Annotated in this window: 20 protein-coding genes; 8 read left to right on the plus strand and 12 right to left on the minus strand. The window is 62.2% G+C overall.

From position 1 onward, the window contains the following. Window positions 1–33: 33 nt before the first annotated feature. Window positions 34–1,743 carry an FAD-dependent oxidoreductase gene (locus BXE_RS34740; RefSeq protein WP_011492797.1) on the minus strand — a complete coding sequence of 570 codons (1,710 nt, stop codon included), beginning with the start codon at window positions 1,741–1,743 and terminating at the stop codon, window positions 34–36. 54 nt (window positions 1,744–1,797) lie between these two features. After that, window positions 1,798–2,757, minus strand: coding sequence for an MBL fold metallo-hydrolase (locus tag BXE_RS34745; protein ID WP_007178302.1), 960 nt, complete (start codon window positions 2,755–2,757; stop codon window positions 1,798–1,800). 258 nt (window positions 2,758–3,015) lie between these two features. On the opposite strand from BXE_RS34745, the gene BXE_RS34750 reads away from it, so the two are divergent. The 3 genes from BXE_RS34750 to BXE_RS34760 all read left to right on the plus strand — a co-directional run bounded on the left by BXE_RS34750 (window position 3,016) and on the right by BXE_RS34760 (window position 6,499). Then, window positions 3,016–3,885 carry an IclR family transcriptional regulator gene (locus BXE_RS34750; protein ID WP_011492798.1) on the plus strand — a complete coding sequence of 290 codons (870 nt, stop codon included), beginning with the start codon at window positions 3,016–3,018 and terminating at the stop codon, window positions 3,883–3,885. Next, window positions 3,882–4,772, plus strand: a complete 891-nt coding sequence (locus BXE_RS34755) for an IclR family transcriptional regulator (RefSeq protein WP_011492799.1) — start codon at window positions 3,882–3,884, stop codon at window positions 4,770–4,772. Before BXE_RS34750 ends, BXE_RS34755 begins: the two co-directional genes overlap by 4 nt. A 188-nt stretch (window positions 4,773–4,960) precedes the next feature. Continuing rightward, entirely contained in the window at window positions 4,961–6,499 is a 1,539-nt protein-coding gene (locus BXE_RS34760; protein ID WP_011492800.1) for a Fic family protein, read from the plus strand. 30 nt (window positions 6,500–6,529) lie between these two features. Here the strand turns inward: BXE_RS34760 and BXE_RS34765 are convergent, their stop codons facing one another. The 3 genes from BXE_RS34765 to BXE_RS34775 all read right to left on the minus strand — a co-directional run bounded on the left by BXE_RS34765 (window position 6,530) and on the right by BXE_RS34775 (window position 9,419). Then, a complete protein-coding gene (locus BXE_RS34765; RefSeq protein ID WP_011492801.1) occupies window positions 6,530–7,393 on the minus strand; it encodes a MurR/RpiR family transcriptional regulator in 864 nt (287 codons plus the stop codon). Between the two features lie 100 nt (window positions 7,394–7,493). Beyond that, window positions 7,494–8,576 carry an ABC transporter ATP-binding protein gene (locus BXE_RS34770; protein ID WP_011492802.1) on the minus strand — a complete coding sequence of 361 codons (1,083 nt, stop codon included), beginning with the start codon at window positions 8,574–8,576 and terminating at the stop codon, window positions 7,494–7,496. A 69-nt stretch (window positions 8,577–8,645) separates the two neighbouring features. Then, window positions 8,646–9,419 carry an SDR family oxidoreductase gene (locus tag BXE_RS34775; protein WP_011492803.1) on the minus strand — a complete coding sequence of 258 codons (774 nt, stop codon included), beginning with the start codon at window positions 9,417–9,419 and terminating at the stop codon, window positions 8,646–8,648. Between the two features lie 335 nt (window positions 9,420–9,754). Here BXE_RS34775 and BXE_RS34780 point away from each other — a divergent pair, with 335 nt between their 5' ends. From BXE_RS34780 to BXE_RS34790, 3 genes are all read left to right on the plus strand, one after another. Continuing rightward, window positions 9,755–10,987, plus strand: a complete 1,233-nt coding sequence (locus tag BXE_RS34780) for an ABC transporter substrate-binding protein (protein WP_011492804.1) — start codon at window positions 9,755–9,757, stop codon at window positions 10,985–10,987. A 168-nt stretch (window positions 10,988–11,155) separates the two neighbouring features. Beyond that, window positions 11,156–12,046, plus strand: a complete 891-nt coding sequence (locus BXE_RS34785) for a carbohydrate ABC transporter permease (RefSeq protein WP_011492805.1) — start codon at window positions 11,156–11,158, stop codon at window positions 12,044–12,046. Continuing rightward, the gene (locus BXE_RS34790) at window positions 12,043–12,894 is read left to right on the plus strand and encodes a carbohydrate ABC transporter permease (RefSeq protein ID WP_011492806.1); all 852 of its coding nucleotides are present in this window, start codon (window positions 12,043–12,045) and stop codon (window positions 12,892–12,894) included. The genes BXE_RS34785 and BXE_RS34790 overlap by 4 nt, the downstream gene beginning before the upstream one ends. 115 nt (window positions 12,895–13,009) lie before the next feature. Here the strand turns inward: BXE_RS34790 and BXE_RS34795 are convergent, their stop codons facing one another. Continuing rightward, window positions 13,010–13,303: a DUF1330 domain-containing protein gene (locus BXE_RS34795; protein WP_011492807.1), complete on the minus strand. Its 294-nt coding sequence runs from the start codon at window positions 13,301–13,303 to the stop codon at window positions 13,010–13,012. A gap of 276 nt (window positions 13,304–13,579) precedes the next feature. On the opposite strand from BXE_RS34795, the gene BXE_RS34800 reads away from it, so the two are divergent. Then, window positions 13,580–14,245, plus strand: a complete 666-nt coding sequence (locus BXE_RS34800) for a DsbA family oxidoreductase (protein WP_011492808.1) — start codon at window positions 13,580–13,582, stop codon at window positions 14,243–14,245. A gap of 185 nt (window positions 14,246–14,430) precedes the next feature. On the opposite strand, the gene BXE_RS34805 is transcribed toward BXE_RS34800, so the two are convergent. The 4 genes from BXE_RS34805 to BXE_RS34820 all read right to left on the minus strand — a co-directional run bounded on the left by BXE_RS34805 (window position 14,431) and on the right by BXE_RS34820 (window position 19,197). Continuing rightward, on the minus strand, window positions 14,431–15,591 hold the full coding sequence (locus tag BXE_RS34805) for a porin (protein WP_011492809.1): 1,161 nt from the start codon (window positions 15,589–15,591) through the stop codon (window positions 14,431–14,433). Window positions 15,592–15,953: 362 nt separating this feature from the next. Then, complete coding sequence (locus BXE_RS34810) at window positions 15,954–16,538, minus strand: nucleoside 2-deoxyribosyltransferase (protein ID WP_011492810.1); 585 nt, start codon at window positions 16,536–16,538, stop codon at window positions 15,954–15,956. 200 nt (window positions 16,539–16,738) lie between these two features. Continuing rightward, complete coding sequence (locus tag BXE_RS34815; protein WP_011492811.1) at window positions 16,739–17,179, minus strand: hypothetical protein; 441 nt, start codon at window positions 17,177–17,179, stop codon at window positions 16,739–16,741. A 326-nt stretch (window positions 17,180–17,505) separates the two neighbouring features. Then, on the minus strand, window positions 17,506–19,197 hold the full coding sequence (locus BXE_RS34820; RefSeq protein WP_040124368.1) for a purple acid phosphatase family protein: 1,692 nt from the start codon (window positions 19,195–19,197) through the stop codon (window positions 17,506–17,508). Between the two features lie 87 nt (window positions 19,198–19,284). Between BXE_RS34820 and BXE_RS46735 the strand changes: the two genes are divergently transcribed. After that, the gene (locus BXE_RS46735; RefSeq protein ID WP_158340988.1) at window positions 19,285–19,437 is read left to right on the plus strand and encodes a hypothetical protein; all 153 of its coding nucleotides are present in this window, start codon (window positions 19,285–19,287) and stop codon (window positions 19,435–19,437) included. Between the two features lie 219 nt (window positions 19,438–19,656). Here BXE_RS46735 and BXE_RS34825 read toward each other — a convergent pair whose 3' ends face one another. Both BXE_RS34825 and BXE_RS34830 read right to left on the minus strand, forming a co-directional pair. Beyond that, window positions 19,657–19,881, minus strand: a complete 225-nt coding sequence (locus BXE_RS34825) for a hypothetical protein (RefSeq protein WP_011492813.1) — start codon at window positions 19,879–19,881, stop codon at window positions 19,657–19,659. Window positions 19,882–20,018: 137 nt separating this feature from the next. Continuing rightward, window positions 20,019–20,438 (minus strand): hypothetical protein, encoded by a 420-nt coding sequence (locus BXE_RS34830; protein WP_011492814.1) that lies wholly within the window; start codon window positions 20,436–20,438, stop codon window positions 20,019–20,021. Window positions 20,439–20,467 lie beyond the last annotated feature (29 nt).

The following is a 20,467-nucleotide window of genomic DNA, read 5'->3' on the forward strand; positions in this document are numbered from 1 at the left end:
GCACGTGCTGCGCGGGCCGCTTTTGCTACACGTTCAAGCCGTGCCTTCGACGCACAACGCGCGTTTCAATGCAGACTCGACGTCGCCCACGGCGACTTTCCGCCAACGCGCGCAAACATGCTGGTCCGGACGGATCAGATAGAACGTGCCCGGCTTTGCGTCATAACGCGCATGGGCCAGCCCTTCGATATCGTGCGCGACCTGAACGCCTGCGGACGCGCCGAACTGTGCGGCGTCACGCGTCACCACCACCAGCTTCAGCGGAATCGGCCCGCTACGCAACGCATCCAGGGTGGCCCGGGTGGCCTGATCGACACTCTGCTCGCCGCAGAACAACAGACCCGTGAATTGCTGGCCGAGTTGCTGCAGCAGCCACGCCGGCTGTCCCGCCACCTGCACCGGCGCATCCGCGCACGAAGCGCCCGGCACCATCGCGCCTTCAAAAGGGTCACTGTCCGCTGTATTCAGCGGAGAATCACGCAACACCGCCGGCACCGACAACCGGCCGCTGTTGGTCAATTGCCGCGCAAACGGGTGATGGCGGGCAAGCTTCAGCACCGCGTCGCGAAACACACGGCTCACGGGACTCTTTGGCGTGATGAAATCGGTAGAGCGCGTGGAATTGCGGATGTTTTCGTCAGCGGCGAATTCGCGTTCGCTCGCATAGGTGTCGAGCAAAGCGTCCGGGGCGTTGCCTTCGAGCACCATTGCCAGTTTCCATGCGAGGTTTTCCGCGTCCTGCACGCCGCTATTCGCGCCGCGTGCGCCGAACGGCGATACGCCGTGCGCGGAGTCACCGGCGAACAGCACGTTGCCGTGCCGGAAACGATCCATGCGCAAACACGAAAACGTATAGACGCTGACCCATTCCAGCTCGAACTTCGCATCCGGCCCGAGCAGCGCGCGCACGCGCGGAATCACGCGCTCAGGCGTTTTTTCCAGCATTGGGTCGGCGTCCCAGCCCAACTGGAAATCGATCCGCCACACGTTATCCGGCTGACGATGCAGCAGTACCGATTGATTCGGATGAAATGGCGGATCGAACCAGAACCAGCGTTCGGTCGGAAACTCGGCTTCCATCTTGACGTCGGCGATCAGGAAGCGATCTTTGAACGTCACGCCTTTGCTGTCGAGTCCCATCAGGTTGCGGATCGGACTGCGTGAGCCGTCGGCGGCGACCACATAACGGCCGCGCAACGCATATTGACCGTTGGGCGTATCGATCGTCAGCGTCACGCCGGCATCTTGAGTGCCGGGCGTGCCGTCTTGCTGCACGCCGACCACCTTGCTCTTCCAGCGGATCTCGAGATTGGGCATCTCCTGCGCGCGTTCGAGCAGAAAGCCTTCGACGTAATACTGCTGGAGATTGACGAACGCGGGCCGGTTGTGGCCCGCTTCCGGTTGCAGATTGAAGGTGTACACCAGCTCGTCTTTCAGAAACACCTTGCCGACATTCCAGCTGATGCCCTTGTCCACCATTCGCTGGCCGCATCCCAGGCGGTCGAAAATATCGAGCGAGCGTTTCGAAAAGCAGATCGCACGCGAACCGGTGGATAGCGAACAGTCGTCGTCGACCAGCACGACCGGCACGCCCTGCTGCGCGACATCGATCGCGGTAGCGAGACCCACCGGGCCCGCGCCGACCACGATCACGGGATACGCCGCCTGGTCCGCGCCGCCTTGCGCGCTCTGTTCGCGGCACGGCCGATAGTCGAACGACAGCGTCTGGTAGTTGATGCTCATCTTGTGTCTCCGTCCTTCTCCGCTCTGCTTTGTCTTGCTGTGTGCCGGTCGCTGTCAGGCTTGCAGCGCGTCCCACATTTCCTTGTCGCGTTGCGCGGTCCAGATGCGCGGATGCGTGATACCGCTCGCTTCGTCGAACGCACGCGATACGTCGAACGGCAGGCAGTGCTCGTAGATGAAGACGTGGCCGAACTTCGGGTCCATCGCCTTGCGGGTGTGGGCCATCGCGGCCTTCAGATCGAGTTTCTGCTCGACGGCTTCACGGCCCTGTTGCAGCAGCGTGGTAACGAAGTCCTTCGTGTAATCCAGGCCCTTGTTGACGTCTTCCGGCGTGGTCAGCGCGGGGCCGCGGCCCGGCACCAGCTTGTCGGCCTTCAGCGCGCGCAGCGCTTCGAGCGTGGCCGGCCATTGTTCGAGCTGCGCGTCGCCGCAATAGCAGGCCGCGTCGTATTCGACCAGGTCGCCGGAGAACAGCACCTTCTGCGACGGCAGCCATACCACCGTATCGCCCTTGGTATGACCCGCGCCGAGATGCGCGATGCGCACTTCCAGCTTGCCGAGGAACAGCGTCATTTCCTTTTCGAACACGAGTGTCGGCCACGTCAGGCCCGGCACCGTTTCGACACCGGCGAACAGACGCGGGAAGCGCTCGATCTCCGACTTCATGTCCGCCTCGCCGCGCTCGACGATCATCTCGTACGTGCCGCGGCTCGCGATCACTTCCTGCGCGCCTTCCTCGAAATACGCCGACGCGCCGAGCACGCGCACTGCGTGGTAGTGCGACAGCACGACGTATTTGATCGGTTTGTCCGTGACGCTGCGAATCTTCGCGATGAGGTCTTGCGCCATAGCCGGCGTGGCGGTGGTGTCGACGATCAGCACGCCGTCGTCGCCGATGATCACGCCGGAATTCGGATCGCCTTCAGCGGTGTACGCGTAGGCGTTCTCGGACAATTTGGTCCACGTGACTTTCTTGACTTCCAGATCGGCCTGGGATGCGAATGCCTTTGCCATGATGCGTGTCTCCCTCAAAAGTTGGACGTGAGGCGAGACGGCCGGCTGCGCGTATGCCGCGCGGGCTGACGGTATTGGAGGATTGTCTCGCCCCGTTTTTGACTCTGTGACTGCGCCGGTGTGGCGGGGTGAATGCATCTTAGGACGGCGTCAGTTTATTTGTCAATAGCGAAATGTATCGCTATACGCAAATCCAGAGAGGTCTAGGATGAATTCAGGGAGACACGGGCCTTCGGTTAACATGGACCCTTTTCACGGATGAGCGCGGGTGTGAGCAAAGCAGCGAAACCGGCCACGGGCAAAGGCGCGAGCGGCCGCGACACGGCGCACGGCGGCAAGACGCAGCGCGGCATCCAAAGCGTCGAGGTGGGTGGCCGCCTACTGCTGGCGCTCGCGCAGGCGCGCGCTCCGCTCGCCTTGTCCGACCTCGCCGCCGCCGCGCAGATCGCGCCGGGGCAGGCGCATGCGTATCTGGTGAGCCTCAGCCGGCTGGGTCTGATCAAGCGCGACGAACTGTCGGGCCGGTACGAACCCGGGCCGCTCTCGCTGCGGCTCGGTTTGCTGCATCTGCAGACCCAGCCGGCGTTTCGTGCCGCCGTGCCGCGCGCGGCCGCACTGGCCGAAGCCATCGGCTTTAGCGTCGCGATCTGTATTGCCGGGCCGCAAGGGCCGACCATCGTTCGCTATGAGCACGCGGGCTTTCCGTTGCACGTCAATCTGCATGTGGGTACGGTGATGTCGCTGCCGGCCACATCCACGGGACGTGTGTTTTGCGCGTTCCTGCCGCGCGACGTGCGCGATGCCATGTGGGCGAATCAGTCCGGCGCCGCGAATCGCGCGATCACGCAGCCTGACGAAAGCGCCGCCTTCGAGGCCGCGCTGGACGCAATCCGCGCGCGCGGACTGGAAAGCAGCGTGGATGCGCCGAGTCCGGGCATCAGCAGCCTGAGCGCGCCCGTGCTGGACCCCGACGGCCGCCTGTCGCTCGCGCTCACGGTGATCGGCTCGACCGGCGCCATCGACGTCGCCGCCGGCGGCCCGATTGCGCGCGCGCTGCTTGCCGCGGCGCGCGACATCGGCGCCCAGTTGGTTGCCGAGCCCTCCCTGTTAGCCTCGTTCGCATCGTGACCGATCCTCTCGACACGCCTCACACCCTTTCCGCCGACGCGAAACCGCAGCGCGGCATCCAGTCGCTGGATAGCACCGGCGAGTTGCTGGCGGCGCTGGTCGCGGCGGCGCGGCCGTTGAGCTTGCGGGACCTCGCGGCGGCGGCGGGCATGCCGCCGGCGAAGGCGTTTCCGCACCTGGTGAGCCTGCTGAAAATCGGCTTGCTCGACCGGGATGCGTCCGGTTGTTTCGAAGCCGGGCCGCTCGCGCTGGAATTGGGTCTGATCGGCTTGCAGCGCCTGTCGCCGACGCGCGAAGCGGAGCCCGAGGTGGTCGAGCTCGCGGCATCGACGGGCATGAGCGTGGCGATGGCCGTGCTCGGGCCGCTTGGGCCGACCGTCGTGCGTCTGGAGGAGTCGGCGCGGCCGCTGCATGTGAGCTTGCGGGTCGGGACGGTGATGTCGCTGGTGAATACGGCGATAGGCCGCGTGTTTGCCGCCTATGTGGCGGACGACGTGCGCGCCGGTTTGCTGGCGCAGGATCATTTGCGCCTCGCGGGTGCCAACGCGGCGGATGTTTTTGCGGGGAAAGCGGCGTCAGCAGGCGAAGGCGAGGTCCGGGGCAGCATGGACGCAGCCTCCGCGCCGCCGCTGACTCGAGCCTACGCGCAGCGTCTGGCGCAAGTCCGCGCGGACGGGATCGATACGGCGCTCAGCCGGCCTGTGCCGGGCATCGACACACTGGCCGCTCCGGTGCTGGATCATACGGGCAGCATCTGTCTGGTTCTGGCGTTGATGGGGCCGAGCGGCAGTTTCGATAGCGAATTGGCGGGCGGGCCGGCGCAGACGCTGCGCGCCGCGACGATGAGGTTATCGCGGCGCTTCGGGTGGATGGCGGCAGCGGAGTAATCGTTTTTTTTGAAAACTGCCCGTTTGTAATCGTTTTGGGAACCGATTAAGCGAAATGATGCGCCACGCCTTATAATCGTTTTTCTGAAAAACACGCGTTTTTTAATCGTTTTGAGAGTCGAGTAATCAAAACTGAGCGAAAACCGGGCGCGACTTCCGCCTTCCCCGACGAGTACGGACCGAAAATCATGCCGCAGATCGGTTATCAATGGCTGTCCAGCAAGTGCGGCGTCGTGCCGGTTCACCCGTTCGCCGTCCAAAGTGAAATTGGCCGCGCCCGCTCCACTTCGACCGACGGCGACATCCGGCGGGAAATCTATCCCGAACCCTATCGTCCGACCGCCAGCCTGACCGATAACCTGACCTTCGCCTTCAGGCATGAGGGCATTCATCTGGAATTCCTGGCGCGGCTGTATGCGCTGCCCTCGGTGCGCAAGGAACTGGAGGCATGGATCGCCCGCGAACCCACCGGCGCGTATGCGCGCCGCGCCTGCTTCTTCTATGAATGGCTGATGCCGGCGCCGCTGGACGCGCCCGGCGTCTCCAAAGGCAATTACGTCGATGCCCTGAACCCGGAGGAATTCGTCGTCGGCGCGTCGATCAACAACACGCGCTGGCGTGTGCGTGACAATCTGCCGGGCAATCGCGATTTCTGCCCGGTAATCCGACGGGTCGAAGCGGTCCAGCGGGCCGAAACTTACGACCTTGCCGCACCGCTCGCTGAACTGGAGGCGGACTACGGCATCGATCTGATCCTGCGCAGCGCCGTCTGGCTGACAGTCAAGGAGAGCCGCGCCAGTTTCCTGATCGAACACGAGCAGGATAACGAGGATCGCATCCGCCGCTTCGCCGCCGTCATGGAAAGCGAATGCGGGCAACACGCCAATCCATTCGACGCCGGCACGCTCAACGTCCTGCAACGCGGCATACTCGGGCAGTCCGCGCTGCGCTATGGGATCCGCCGGTCGCCGGTGTACGTGGGGCACGTCGCGCGCTATCAGCCTGTAGTCGACTACATTGCACCGCCCTGGCAGCACATCGAGGTCATGCTCGCGGGGCTCACCCGCTTCCTCGAACGAACGGCGGGTCGCGCGCCTCTCGTCCGCGCGGCCGCGGCGTCGTTCGGTTTTGTCTATGCGCACCCTATGGCCGACGGTAATGGCCGCATCTCGCGATTTCTGATCAACGACATTTTGCGTCGTGACGGCGCCGTGCCGGCGCCGATCATCTTGCCGGTGTCAGCAACGATCACGCACAGCACGCGTGATCGCGCCGCCTACGACAAGGTGCTGGAGCGTTTTTCGCGCCCGCTGATGAAACACTATGCCGATCAGTACACGTTCGGAAAAACCGAAATTGCGGAAGACGGCGTTGAATACAACCTGCATTTTCACGCTTACGAGGATGCATTGCCGGCTTGGCGCTATCCCGATCTAACTGCGCACGTCGGCTATCTCGCCGACGTGATCGACGCGACGCTAGCGCACGAAATGCGCACGGAAGCGCGCTTTCTGCAGGCGAACGACAAAGCACGGCGCGCCATCAAGGATTTTCTGGAGGCGCCCGACAACGATCTGGACGGGATCATTCGCAGTGTCCGGCAAAACGGAAATAGCATTTCGAACAATTTGCGCAAGCGGTATCCGCTTCTCGACGAACGGCCGGAGTTGGGCGCGCAGATAGTAGAGGCTGTTGCCGAAGCATTTGCGGACGACAAGAGCCATTGATCCACGGCAAGCACCGGATCAGGCAATCCCTCACTCCCCCGCCGCCTCCGGCGCATGCGACGCCAGCCGCGCCTTCGCATGCCGCATCTTTTCCAGCGTCTTCGGCCCCGCTTTGAGCGCGACGCCAATTGCCAGCGCATCCATGATGCAAAGATGCACGAGTCGCGACACACCCGGCGTATTCGGATCGATCGGACTCGGCACGCGCAGCAGCAGCGGAATATCCACCAGCCACGCGAGGCGCGAGCCGACATTGGTCAGCGCAATCGTGGTCGCACCGCGTTCCTTGGCAATCTGGATGCTTTCGTTCACTTCCACACTGCGGCCCGAATGCGAAATCGCAAAGGCCACGTCGCCCGGCTCCATCAGGCCCGCGTAAAGACGCTGCAGATGCCCGTCCGTGAATGCGGTAGACGCAATATCGAGCCGCAGAAACCGCAACGCCGCATCTTGCGCGACCAGCCCCGAGCCTGAACCCACGCCGAAGAAAAACACCCGCCGCGCGCTCGACAACGCCGCAATCGCACTCTCGACCACCGCAGGGTCCAGCGCGCCGCGAGCATGCGTAATGCCTCCGATAGCCGCCTCGCCCACCTTGTCCATCAGCGTCTGCACGTCGTCGTCACGCGCCACGGCCGTGGATGCATAGGGCACGCCGCCCGCCACGCTCTGCGCCAGTTGCATCTTGAAGTCGCGCAGGCCATGTGCGCCGATCGCGCGGCAAAACCGCGTGACGGAAGGCTCGGACACCTCCGCGCGCTGCGCGAGTTCGGTGATGCTCGCGCGCATTGCGAAGTCGACGTCGCTCAATACCATGTCGGCGACCTTGCGCTCGGCGGGCCGCAAATTGGCAAGTGCGCTGCGAATGTGGGGAATCAAGTTCGGTGCGGACACCCGGTGTTCCTTAAAAGCGCTCCCAGACCTGTCGCTTCGCGCCAGGCCCCCGAGGGGCGAGAAAACTTGGGGCGGCCCGGCCTCAAACGGCAACACGCGGTTAGACCAGCCTGCGTCCACTCTCCGTATCGAACAGATGAATATGCCCGGCCGGCAAACGTAGCGCAACGCGTTCGCCGGGCTCGGTCTTCGAGCGCTGGCGAGTCGTCACGCACCACGTGCTGCCGCCTATTTTCCCGTACAAGTGGGTCTCCGCGCCAGTTGGCTCGACCACTTCGACTTCCATCGTGGCGTCGGGTGTCTGCACCATCGTCTCGATGTGCTCCGGCCGCACGCCGAGCGTGACCTTCGCGCCGACCGCGGCCGATGCGGGTGCGCGCTCCAGCACGATCTCGCCGCCGTCCGTGAGTTTCAGCGCGAGGCCCTCGCCTTGCGCGCGGCTCACGATCATACCTTCGGCAAAATTCATCGACGGCGAACCGAGAAAGCTCGCCACGAACAGATTCGCCGGATGATCGTACAGCTCCAGCGGACGGCCGATCTGCTCGATACGCCCGGCGTTCATCACGACGATGCGGTCAGCCATCGTCATGGCTTCGATCTGATCGTGCGTGACGTAGATCACCGTGTTCTTCAGCCGCTGATGCAGCGCCTTGATTTCCGTGCGCATCTGCACGCGCAGTTTGGCGTCGAGATTGGACAGCGGCTCGTCGAACAGGAACAGCGACGGCTCGCGCACCACGGCGCGGCCCATTGCCACGCGTTGCCGTTGACCGCCCGACAGCGCGCGCGGCAAGCGGTCCAGATAACCGCCGAGATTCAGCATTTTTGCAGCGGCTTCGATCCGCGGCTTGAAACTCGCCGCCGACTCCTTGCGAATCCGCGGCCCGAACGCAATGTTTTCATAGACGGACAGATGCGGATACAGCGCGTAGCTCTGGAACACCATCGAGATATTGCGCTGCTGCGGCGCGAGACCATTCGCGCGCGCGCCGCCGATCATCAGATCGCCGCCGCTGATCTCTTCGAGCCCCGCCACCATCCGCATCAACGTGCTCTTGCCGCAGCCCGACGGCCCGACCAGCACCACGAACTCGCCGTCCTCGATGTCCAGATCGATGCCGTGCACCACCTGCGTATCGCCGTAGCGTTTGAAGATGCCGCTCAGTTGCACTGCTGCCATGCTGTCCTCGTCGTCTTCTTTCGTTGAGTCGATCTCGTGCGTGCCTGCCCGCGGGTTGCTTCAGGCAGTTCAGAGCGATTCGAGCGTCAGTTCTTCCGCCATCAGACGGTTGCCAGCCATCAGGCCGCCGTCCACCGGCAACGCGACGCCGGTAATCACGCGCGCCATCGGCGAGGCGAGAAACAGTACCGCGTCGGCAATGTCGTCGGGCGTCGCGAAATCGCGCAACGGGTACCACTTTTTCAGGTCTTCGAAGACCTGCGGATTCTTCTCGACGCGCGCCTGCCACGCCTGCGTCTTCACCGTGCCCGGACACACGATGTTGGCGCGAATGCCGTAGCGGCCCAGTTCGAGCGCGAGCGCCTTCGTATAACCGATGAGCCCGGCCTTCGCCGCACTGTAGGCCGGATGACCGAGCGCGGCCATGCCGTTCACCGAGCCGATCAGCACCAGCACGCCCCGCTGCCGCTCGATCATGGACGCGCGCACGGCTTCAACCGTGTGATACGTGCCGTTCAGATTCAGATGAATGTCGCGCTGCCAGCTCGCGGCATCCGTCGTGGCCAGCGTCAGACCTTGTGCCGCGCCGGCGTTGGCGACCAGCACGTCGACCGGACCGCGCACCTCGACTGCCGCGGCCACTGCCCGCTGCACCGCGGCGGCATCGCCGAGATCGACCGCGACCGGCGTGACATGCGCCTCGCCGAGTTGTGCGGTCAACGCGTTCAGCGCCGCGGCGTCGATGTCGAGCGCCAGCACCGTATCGCCCTGCTCCACGAAACGCTTGCACAACACGCTGCCGATGCCGCCGCAAGCGCCCGTTACCAACACCGTACGATTCATGTCCGCCTCGTTCATCGACCGCGCCGCCAGCACCCGATTAGCTTGTAAATTTCTTACATAACCTGGTTTGATGAGGCGGCCTGACCATCCCAAAGATTGGGTATCCGTGACTTCACATTACACAGAAACTCCCTGCTTTACAGCATCTTATGCACAAAACCGGCTGCGAAAAAATATGGCAGACCCTACGTGACAACCTATTTTGCGTCATGTAGGATTTTTTCAAACAATTCAACCCAAAGCCGCCGGCGACGGCAGCCAAACCACCCCACCATCGCTGGATGGGACCGGAGCAAGCGCTAAAACGCCCACTCCGTTCGACACAGGAGAGAGAAATGTCGTTGCATGCCCGTGCTTCCCTCGCGCTCGGCAAAGTTGCCGTGGCGCTCGCGTTTGCAGGTATCGCCGTCGCGGCTCACGCCGACACGGTCCGCGTGACCGTCGCGCACTACAGCGACGCAACCGCGCCGTACTTCGAAAAGATGGCCCGCAACTTCGAGAAGGCCAATCCCGGCACCACCATCAAGATCGAAGACGTGAACTGGGACACGCTGCAACAGAAACTGCAAACGGACATTTCCGGTAACGCCAACGCCGACCTCGCGATCGTCGGCACACGCTGGCTACTCGATTTCGTGAAGGACGACGTCGCGGAACCGCTCGACGGTTATATGGACGCAAGCTTCAAGAGCCGCTTCATCGGTCCGTTCCTCGCCCCGGGTGAAATCAACGGCAAGGTGTATGGCCTGCCGATCGCCGCTTCGGCACGCGCGCTGTACTACAACAAGGACCTGCTCGCGAAGGTCGGCTATCCCGACGGTCCGAAGACCTGGAACGACGTGATCGATGCGTCGAAGAAACTGAAGGCGCAGGGCATTGCCGGTTTCGGTCTGCAAGGCAAGGAAATCGAAACGGACGTCTACTATTACTACGCGCTGTGGACCAATGGCGGCGACGTGGTGGGCAAGGACAACAAGGCGGCGTTCAATTCGCCGGCCGGCATCAAGGCGGCGACGCTGTACAAATCGATGATCGACCAGGGTCTGACGCAACCCGGCGTGACCGGCTACAGCCGCGAAGACGTGCAGAACCTCTTCAAGCAAGGCCGCGTTGCGATGGTGATTTCGGCGCCGTTCCTGTCGAAACAGATCAGGAAGGAAGCGCCGAACCTGAAGTACGGCATCGATCCGATTCCGATGGGCACGACGCACGCCACGTACGCGGTCACGGACTCGATCGTGATGTTCAGGAACTCGAAGGTGAAGAAGTCGGCATGGAAGTTCCTCGACTATCTGTTCACGAAGGAACCGCGCGTGGAGTTCACCACGACCGAAGGCTTCCTGCCGACCACCAAGGCTGAATCCACCGACCCGGCGTTCAACGATCCGGACACGAAGGCGTTCGTCGCGTTGCTGCCCACGGCCCGCTTTGCGCCGACGGTGACGGGTTGGGAAGACACCGCGAAAGCCGTGACCGACGCCATGCAGTCGATCTACCTGGGCAAGGCGAAACCGGCCGACGCATTGAATGCGGCGGCCACGCAGGCGAACAAGTCGCTCGGCAAGTAATCGCGCAATGACCTCCTGCTGAAATCGTACCGATCCCGTCGCGATCTGCTGAACACGGAACGCGCGCCGCCACCGGAAAGGCGGCGCGCGTTCCGGTCGTAATGCACTATCTGGCCCATCCCGTCGCGCCCGCCGATCAACGCGGCCGCGTCTTACGATCGAGCACGCATGAGCCGTTCCGCTTCTTCGCGCCTGCAAGCGCCCTGGTTGCTGATAGCGCCGAGCCTGATACTGGCGCTCTTCATCATCAGCTATCCGATCTTCAACATCGTGTGGCAATCGCTGCACGAGGTCTCGCGCTTCGGCGCAATTCGCGACTTCACCGGCCTGCAGAATTTCTACACGATCTTCGGCGACCCCGCGTTTCTCGCAGCCGCCAAACGAACCCTTGTCTGGACCGTGTGCGTGGTCGGCGGCACGGTGCTGATCTCGGTGCCCGTCGCGCTGGTATTGAACCAGGATTTCTATGGACGCGGCGTGGCGCGCACGATCGTGATGCTGCCGTGGTCCGTCTCGCTGACCATGACCGCCGTGGTCTGGCGCTGGGCCTTCAACGACGACTACGGCATGGTCAACGTGACGTTGCAGAGGCTGGGCCTGATCAGCGGTCCGATTCATTGGCTGGCCACGCCGGAACTCGCGTTTCCGGTCGAAATCGCAGTCGGCATTCTGGTGTCGATCCCGTTTACGGTGACGATTCTGCTCGGCGGATTGTCCTCGGTGCCCGGCGATATCTATGAAGCCGCGCGCATGGACGGCGCGAGCGCCTGGCAGCAGTTTCGCAAGCTCACCATGCCGCTGTTGCGGCCGTTCATCAACATGACGATTCTGTTGAACGTGATCTACGTGTTCAACTCCTTTCCGATCATCTGGGTAATGACACAGGGCGGCCCGGACAACAGCACGCATATCCTCGTCACGTATCTCTATGAGCTTGGTTTCCGGCTGGGGCGGCCCGGCGAAGCCGCGGCGGTCTCGCTGATCATGCTCGTCATGCTGTTCGTTTTCTCGATCGCCTATCTGCGCCTGCAGCCCGCGAAAGAAGGAGATCCGTCATGAGTCTCAGCATCAAGATGAAGCGTTCGCTGTGGTGCTGGCTCGCGCTGTCGCCGCTGGTCGTGGTGGTGCTGTTTCCGTTTGCCGTCATGCTGTTCACCGCTTTGAAGCCGGCGTCAGAGATATTTGTCTACCCGGCGCGGTGGCTGCCGGTGCATTGGCAGTGGAGCAATTTCTCCGACATGTGGGTGGCTGCCAATTTCGGCGTGGCGCTGCGCAACAGCACGGTGATCAGCTTGCTGTCGACCGCGCTTGCGCTGGCCGTCAGTCTGCCGGCCGCTTATGCGTTGGCGAGATTTCCGTTTCGCGGACGCGGCTTCTACCGTCAGTTTCTGCTCGTGACGCAGATGCTGTCGCCTATTCTGCTCGTGGTCGGGTTGTTCCGGCTGGCGGCGATGATTCCTTATGGCGACGGCAACCTGGTGGACTCCAGAATCGGCGTGATCGTGTCTTACGCAGCCTTCAATATCGCGTTCGCCGTGTGGATGCTGTCTTCGTACTTTCAGACGGTGCCGCGCGATCTGGAAGAGTCTGCGTGGCTCGAAGGATGCGGACGGACCAAGGCGGTCTTCAAGGTGTTCCTGCCGCTCGCGGTGCCTGCGATTGTCGTCACCGCGATCTTCACATTCATCAACGCGTGGAACGAGTTCGCTGTGGTTTATACGTTGATCCGCTCGCCGGAAAACAAGACGCTGACCGTGCAGGTCACCGACATGGTTGCCGGGAAATACGTGGTGGAGTGGCATCTGGTCATGGCCGCCACGCTCTGCGCGACGCTGCCGGTTTCGGTTGTGTTCGCGTGGCTACAGCGGTATCTGGTGAAGGGACTCGCGTTGGGCGCGGTGAAGTAGCTTCTGCGGGAAGGCACGGCGGGTGGCGGCCTGCCATCGCGTTCGTCGTGCGGCGTTGCCGCGTTTGTCGGAGCGCGAGCCCGTGTAACGGGTCGCGCTCGCTTCATGCTTCGTGTTACTCCGTGCCGCGCACAATCCGCAGGTCGCGCTCGACGCCATCGCCCAGCGCCTCCAGCGCCTTCTTGTAGGCATCGCTTTCATAGGCGGCGACGGCCGCTTCGTAGGTCGGAAACTCGATGACGACCGTACGCTCCTTCAAGCCCTGCTCACGGGCCTCGTCCGCCACGCCACGCACGATGAACTTGCCGCCGGCAGCCGCCACGGCAGGCGCGGCGAGCTGCGCATACGCGGCCAGTTTTGCCGCGTCCTTCGTTGCGCGGTATGACGTCACCCAATATCCCTTGCTCATTTGAAGCTCCTTTCAACGTTGGAAAAGCAGTCGTTGTCGTGCACGACGGCAAAGACGGATTATGACGCTTGCCGGCATCCCCGTTGCCCGCAGGGTCAATCGTCGGCATTGCGGTGGTGAATTGTAAGACCCCGGCTTGCATGCCGTCTCGAACGAAGGCCTGCAAATACCGGCAATTCCGGTTACGCTGTTTGCAGTTGTCGCTCTCGAACCGGAGCCGGCACGCAACGGATTATCTCCACCGCAACTATCTCGCATGGCACCAGGAACACCCCGATGACACAAGCGCTCACCATCGATTTTGTCTCCGATATCGCATGCCCGTGGTGCGCAATCGGCCTCTCCTCGCTCCAGCTCGCACTATCGCGCCTTGGCGACGCGGTCGACGCGCGAATCGTCGTGCACCCGTTCGAGCTGAATCCGGACATGGGGCCGGACGGCGAGACCATTGTCGAGTATCTCGGCAAGAAATACGGGCGTACGCCGGAGCAGATCGCCGAAACGCACGCGGCGATCCGCGAGCGCGGTGCGAGCGTCGGTTTCACGTTCGGCCCGCGCACGCACGTCTACAACACGTTCGACGCGCACCGTCTGCTGCATTGGGCCGGTATCAAAGGCGAGCAGCTGCCGCTCAAGCTGGCGCTGCTACGGGCTTACCACTCCGAAGGCAAGGACACGAGCGACCACGAAGTGCTGATCGAAGCGGCGCAATCCGTGGGGCTCGACGCCGCGCAGGCTCGCGACGTATTGCAAAACGGAACATACGCGGCGGAAGTTCGGGCGGAGGAGCGGAATAACGAGGCGATGGGCATCCAGTCGGTGCCGGCCATTATCTTCAACCGCCGCTACCTGGTGAGCGGCGGGCAACCCGTGGAAACTTTCGAGCAAGTCATCCAGCAGATTCTGGCCGAAGCGAAGAACGACGCTTTGCAGGACACGTAAGGCCGCGCATTGCCACGCGCCGGCAACGCCGCGCGCGCTGGAAGATGGAACGGCTGCGCTTCTGAGGCGCTTCTGAACCGGACCGTTCCGGTTGACTGACGGCCTCGAACCCCGCGCCTGCACTATGACGTATGCCCGGCAGATGCCGGGCATACGTATTGACACATCACTCGACGCCGGGCTGCCTAGAACGCGTGACGCATACCCACGGTAACCGCCACTTGCGTGTTGGTCGCCGACGGCGACAACGTGTTGATCATGGCATGCGAAAGTACGGAGTCGGCAGGCGCACCGTGCACGTTCTGATAGACGCCTTCAAGATAGAAGTCGGTGCGCTTGCTGATCGCGTAGTCGGTCTGCAGCATGGCCGTATTCCATCCCGGCGAAGAACCGTTATATGCGCCATGCGTGTACGTGTACGCGCCCGATACGGTCACCGCCGGCGTGAGCGCGTACTTGGCGTTCACTTCGTAATTGTCGAGGCGCAACGAGCCGTTCAGCGATCCGGCAGACGTATCGCCCGCACCGAGGTAGCTGCCCGTGCCGAAGGAGAACACGCCCGACGCGTTGTCGATCTGGCTATGGCTCCAGACCAGCCCGACCGTAGCGGGCCCGAACGTGTAATTGCCGCCCAGCGACCAGATACGCTGGCGTTGCGCGAGGAAGTTCGCGCTTGCATCGCCCGACGTCACCGCGCCGCTGCCGTCGCCCGCGTTGTTCAGTTGCAGGTAGCCCGCAGCAAGATTCAGCGGACCCTGCGCATACGAAATGCCAAAGCCGTATGACCGGTTATTGCCGAAGTCGCCCGCCTTGTTGCTGAACGAATACATCGTTTCGAACGTGACGCCGCGGTAAGTCGGGCTCGCGTACTTGACCGAGTTGTTGATGACGACGGAATTCGCAGAAAGGTTGTCGTTTTCGAACGGATGCGCGGCCATGCTACCGCCCCACGTGTTGAATTCCGCCGTGAGCGGTCCGACGAGGTCGTTCATCACGTCGAACTGGCGGCCGAACGTCAAGGTACCGAAAGGATCGCTTTGCAGGCCGACCCATGCCTGAGAGCCGAAACCGTCACCGGAGAATGCCTGGGCGCCATTGTTCAGCAGGAAGCCTTGCTCGAGTTTGAAGACCGCGTGCAAGCCGCCCCCCAGATCCTCCGAACCCTTGAGACCGAACACCGTGTTCTGCGTCGAACTGGTCACTTCCTGCCAATTACTGTGCCCAAGCTGATTGTTCGTGTAAACCAATCCAGTATCGATGAGGCCGTAGAGGGTCACGCTGCTTTGCGCATGCGCCGACATCGTAAATGCGCCGAAGAGCGCGACCGAGAGTAAAGACTTTTTCATACTTGTTGGCTCCGTGATCGTGATCAAGCAGTAATTGAGGGGCTCAATTGCTCTTTCCACCAGCGCCATGACCGCACATGCAATACGTTTGCATCCGTTGTTGCGCAAACTGCGAGAAGCATAAGGTGTTGTTTTTTGATTATTGCGCGCCACGTCATTTCAATGGCCTGGCCATTGTGCGCGCTGATTTATTGCATGGTTTTCAAATCGGCTCAATGAACGCGTACCAGCCAGTGCGGCGGAAAACGAGCAGTCCAATCATAGGGCGATGAAAATAAATGGGGTGTCAAAAAAATTAGCCCCGTGGCGCGAAAAGAACAATGAGGGGACGAAGCTTAACGTTTTCCGGTATGCGCCGCGAGTCAGCGTTTTTTGAAAGTGCTATACAACGTCTTTGCAAGCGTGCTCAATTCGCCACCCTGCTCGCGAAGCGAAGCGATCTCTTCACCGCTCTCCAATGTCTCTTCGACTCTGCGGGCGCGGTCTCGCGCGACGGCATCCAGGATCGCCTGCGGCAGAGCAGCCAGTTGATCGACCACCTCGAAACCGCCTAAACCGGTGAGCATCGGATTGTCGGAGCCGCTGAGCATGGATCGTGCGTCGGCTTTGAACAGCACCAGCGGCTTGCCCGCGTGCCACGCAAGCGACGCCTCGACAACCGTGCCTTCATCGGCAACGCGGCCGTTGAGATTGGCGACGACCGCATCACAGCGCCTGAGCAACTGGTACGTATCCAGACTGAAGATTGCTCGGTCGAGGATATGCGCGGCTTCTTCGACCGAGGCGCCGAGTTTCTCGAGCTCGGGCTTGAGCTTCGCGAACTCCAGACCGTCGCGATGCGGAAGAAATGTCGTCAAACTCGCAGCCTCCAATGTGGCTGCGATCGAATCCATTTCCGATCGCTCGGCGGCATTGAAGAGCGGCCCTGCGCAATACACCCGTAGCATCGTTTTGCGTCCCCTGAGGATGGCGGAATCGTGAGGTACTCCGGCAACGAGCGTGTCGGCGCCCGGTTGCCAGGAGCGTTTACGATAACGACGGGCGAAGCAAAGTCAATGTGGAGCGTGTCGGTCGGGTTACTTCCCGGTGCAGTCGGAGCAAGGGCCAGCAGTTGGCCTGTGAACGCGCTCGCCCCTACGGCTGCCATTCAGTCGTCGTGCCGATGCTTGTGATGACGCTTGCGCGGCCGGTAGCTGCGGGAATAGTCGTCCGCATACGAGTTGGAGCGCGAGAGGTTGCCGCCGAGCGCCGAACCCGCACCGCCGCCTAATGCAGCGCCGACCAGACCGCCGCCGCGGCCGCCCATCGCATTGCCCGCCGCCGTGCCCGCACCGCCGCCGAGCGCACCGCCGATAATCGCGCCCGTGCGCTCCCTGCGGCTCGACGTGACCGCGCCTCCCGCGCCACCGCCGACTGCGCCGCCGAGCACGGCGCCGGTGCTGCCGCCCAATGCGCCACCCACTGCCGCGCCGGCGACACCGCCAAGCGCGCCGCCAAGCGCGTTATTCATATCGCCGGCCAGCGCCGACCACGATGCCGAAGCGGTAAGCACTGCAACGGCAACCATCCGGAGGATTCTGTTCGACATAAAAGTCCTTTCATTGTTTGGGACGGCGCCGAGTATAGCCGTGCTTTTGAAAGGTTTTTGTAACCACGTCACTTCACATCCGTAAGACGTGTAACAAAATAATCCGGGGGTTTGAGGAGGGGGGTATTTCGCTGGTGGAATGCGACGCCTTATGGGCACGCTGGTGCGCTGCACGACCCGTGCTTTGAAAGCCGCTGGCTGATATGGGAGGAGAAGGCCGCCGGTCTTTTTCAGCCATCTTACGGATAGCTAATCATCCGGCTTTCGTGCCGATAGTACTCGCAGGCTGCCGTAGATCGTCAGCCCGCCAACCACCTGTTCGAATCTTATCTGTGCCGCGTCTTCTTCAGCTCGATGGTTTCGAACAGTTCGTAGTTCTGCGTCGGTGTTTGATCCGCGCCGGGCGCGTGATAGTAGTTCATCGTAATCGTGGTCTCGCCGCCCGGATGCCCCGGATCATGATCGAACACGGCAATGCCATAACCGGTGCCGGTATCGCGTTGCGCCGACCAGATCGCGTCTTCCACGGCGTCCGCGCCCGCGCGTACGAACGTGCCTGCCGTCGTACCGGCCACCGGGCGGTTGGGCCGCGTGAAAATACGCGCTTGCGGCAACCCCGTGCCGGCATCCACGCCATAGACGTCCAGCGGCGCGCTCGTGCCGCCGCCGCCGAGAATCAGGTGAATCGTGCCGCGGCTCGTATCGAACGTGGACGCGCCGGAAGACATCGCCGACATCACGGGTTTCGGCTGCAACGTGTCCACCGGACGACCCGTCGCAATGTCGGTGCCCTTGTTGTGATTGCAGCCACGCACGGGGTAACTGCGCTCATAGTCGTGATCGTGACCGCACAGCACGAGGTCCACGCCGTAGCGGTCGAAGAGCGGCAACCAGGCTTCGCGAATTCCTTTGTCGGAGCCGTTGCCGGTCTTCGATGAACTGAGCGCGTCCTGATGCATCTGAACCACGATCCAGTCGACCTCGTCGTCTTCGGCCGCGCGGCGCAACGTCTTCTCGAGCCAACGCGTCTGCTCGCCGGCGCTATATCCGCGCACATAGAGCGAGGTGCCGGGCTGAATGGGCGGATTGCCCGTGCTGGCAACCGGCACCAGCGCATCCGGGCCGGCGACGAAGGCGGCCGCATCCTGATAGACCACGTCGTCCGCATCGAGCGAAACGAAAAGCACGGAGCTCACGCGAAAGCTGTACCAGCGGCCCTGAAAGCGCGTGTGATTATCCGGCAGCGTATAGCGCGCGAGATATGAAGCGAGCCCTTGCTCGCCGTTATTGAACTCGAGTTCATGGTTGCCCGGACACGGCATCCACGGCCGGTTCGACGCCGACGTCTGGCAGTTGTTGCCGAAGTCGCGCCATACGTCCGGCTGATGCGCCGGATTCAGATTGGCGTAGCACAGGTCGCCATTGAGCAGGTGGAACAGCGGCTGAAAGCGCTCGACCGCCTGCACAGCGAAGCGGCTTTGCGGCGACGACAGCACCCAGCCTGTGTTAGGCGTCGCGAGATCGCCATAGCTCGTAAAGCGAAACGGCGCACGCCCGCGCGGCGCCGTGCGGAAGCTCGCCGTAAAAGGCTGAGCCGCATTGCTGTCGTTCTCCGCACTCACCTGGTATTCGTAGCTCGTATCGGGCTTCAGATCACGCAGACGCGCGTGATAGGCGAACACGACTTCGCCGTTGAGGCCGTCCGTGTAGGTGGACTGAACACCGTGCACCGTATGTTTCGCCGCACCCGCCCCGCCGAAGCGGACCTGCGGGTTCAGCGCGGGCGCAAGCGACGCCCACGACACCGTGACCTCGCTGGCCGGATCGCTGCCCCATGTCAGGTGGATCTGTTCCGGTGTGCCGTCGGGTGCGCTGTTGGCCGCACGCGCCGCCGATGAGAGCGTGCCCGCTGCGGTAGCGAGACTGGACGCGCCGGCCAGCTTCAGAAACCCACGACGCGAGACGATGGAAGCACCCTGATCGGCCGGTGAAGCCTTAGCGATTTTTCTGTTCGACATGTCTGGTGTTTTTTGTGCGGAAGTGGAAGGACGCGGGCTCATGAGCCTGGCGACGAGCCATCCTAGTCGACAGGCTATGACACTCGGATGAAAGCACCGAAAGCGGACAATCTCACGCACCCATTCCGCATTGAAACATTGAAAATCGAACGGCTAACAGCTTGGCAGACCGATATATACCGCGACTGGAAGACGGACGGCCCGTTCCAAAAAACATTCGCGCAGAAGTCGGGTTTTTAGTGTTTCAGTGCGACGCCTGAATAAACGCCGTGATCGGAAATAGTTTTCCAATGGCATGCGCCGCAACCTTCTCACGCGGCCAGATAATTGATTTTGCAGACATGCGCGAACGTTAGCTCAACGGCGCAAACTGGAATTCGGCGGCGACCGGCAAAGCGTGCCAAAGAGAAGCCGGCGCATGCATCCATTGCGGATCATGCGCCGGCAACAAACGTGCGCTCAGGTCTGCGGATTCGTGTCGTCGGTGGGCTGGGTATCGTCGGCAACGTCCTGCTTATCGTCGTCCTTCTTTTCCAACATTGATTCCAGCTTACCGGCACCTTCAAAACCGGCAACGGCGGCGATGCCTTTTGTAAGCAAACCCGCTTCGGGATCCACTTTTTCTGCCGCTTCAACGGCGGCGATCGCCCCCGCAATCTTTCCTGCTTCGTCCAAGAGTCCCATCTCGCTCTCCTCGAGAAAAAGTGAGCTTCTATCCTCTCATGAACTTGACGCCCTGTCGTCAAATGTAAAATGGACAATGACGTTTAGCCGACGCCGCGCGGAGACGCCGCAAACCTTCAAGTCCGGCAGGCGTGATGCTAGCGCCCCGGCGGCTGCGGATTATTCGCCGGGTTGGTATCGAATCTGGAAACGCGCTGTATTCCATCTTCGCTGACCAGTTCCAATAGTTCGTTCTCCATCGTATCCGTAACATCCTTGCCGTAAACTTCGCTGCCGTTCACGTAGACAGTAAACGACCGTAAGTACCTGGCTTTCTTCTCCGGGTTCCCGATTGTCTCGCGGGTCCATTGATAAAGCGGATAGTTCTCCGTGCCCTGCCGTTGCGCTTCGCTCACATAGTCGGCGAAGGCGTCGAACTGGCATTTCAATGTCGCGTCGTGTCGGCGCAGCACCTCGCGAAGCGCGCCATGCGACGCGCACGCCGGGTCAGCGCGTAAAACGTCGGCCAGTTCCGGCGAGACGGTAATCCGCAGCTGGAATTGCAAGGTCGGTTCCATATCGGCCTCCATGCCGGAATTGATGAGCG

Origin of the sequence: Paraburkholderia xenovorans LB400, assembly GCF_000013645.1 — a bacterium.
GTDB classification, from domain to species: domain Bacteria; phylum Pseudomonadota; class Gammaproteobacteria; order Burkholderiales; family Burkholderiaceae; genus Paraburkholderia; species Paraburkholderia xenovorans.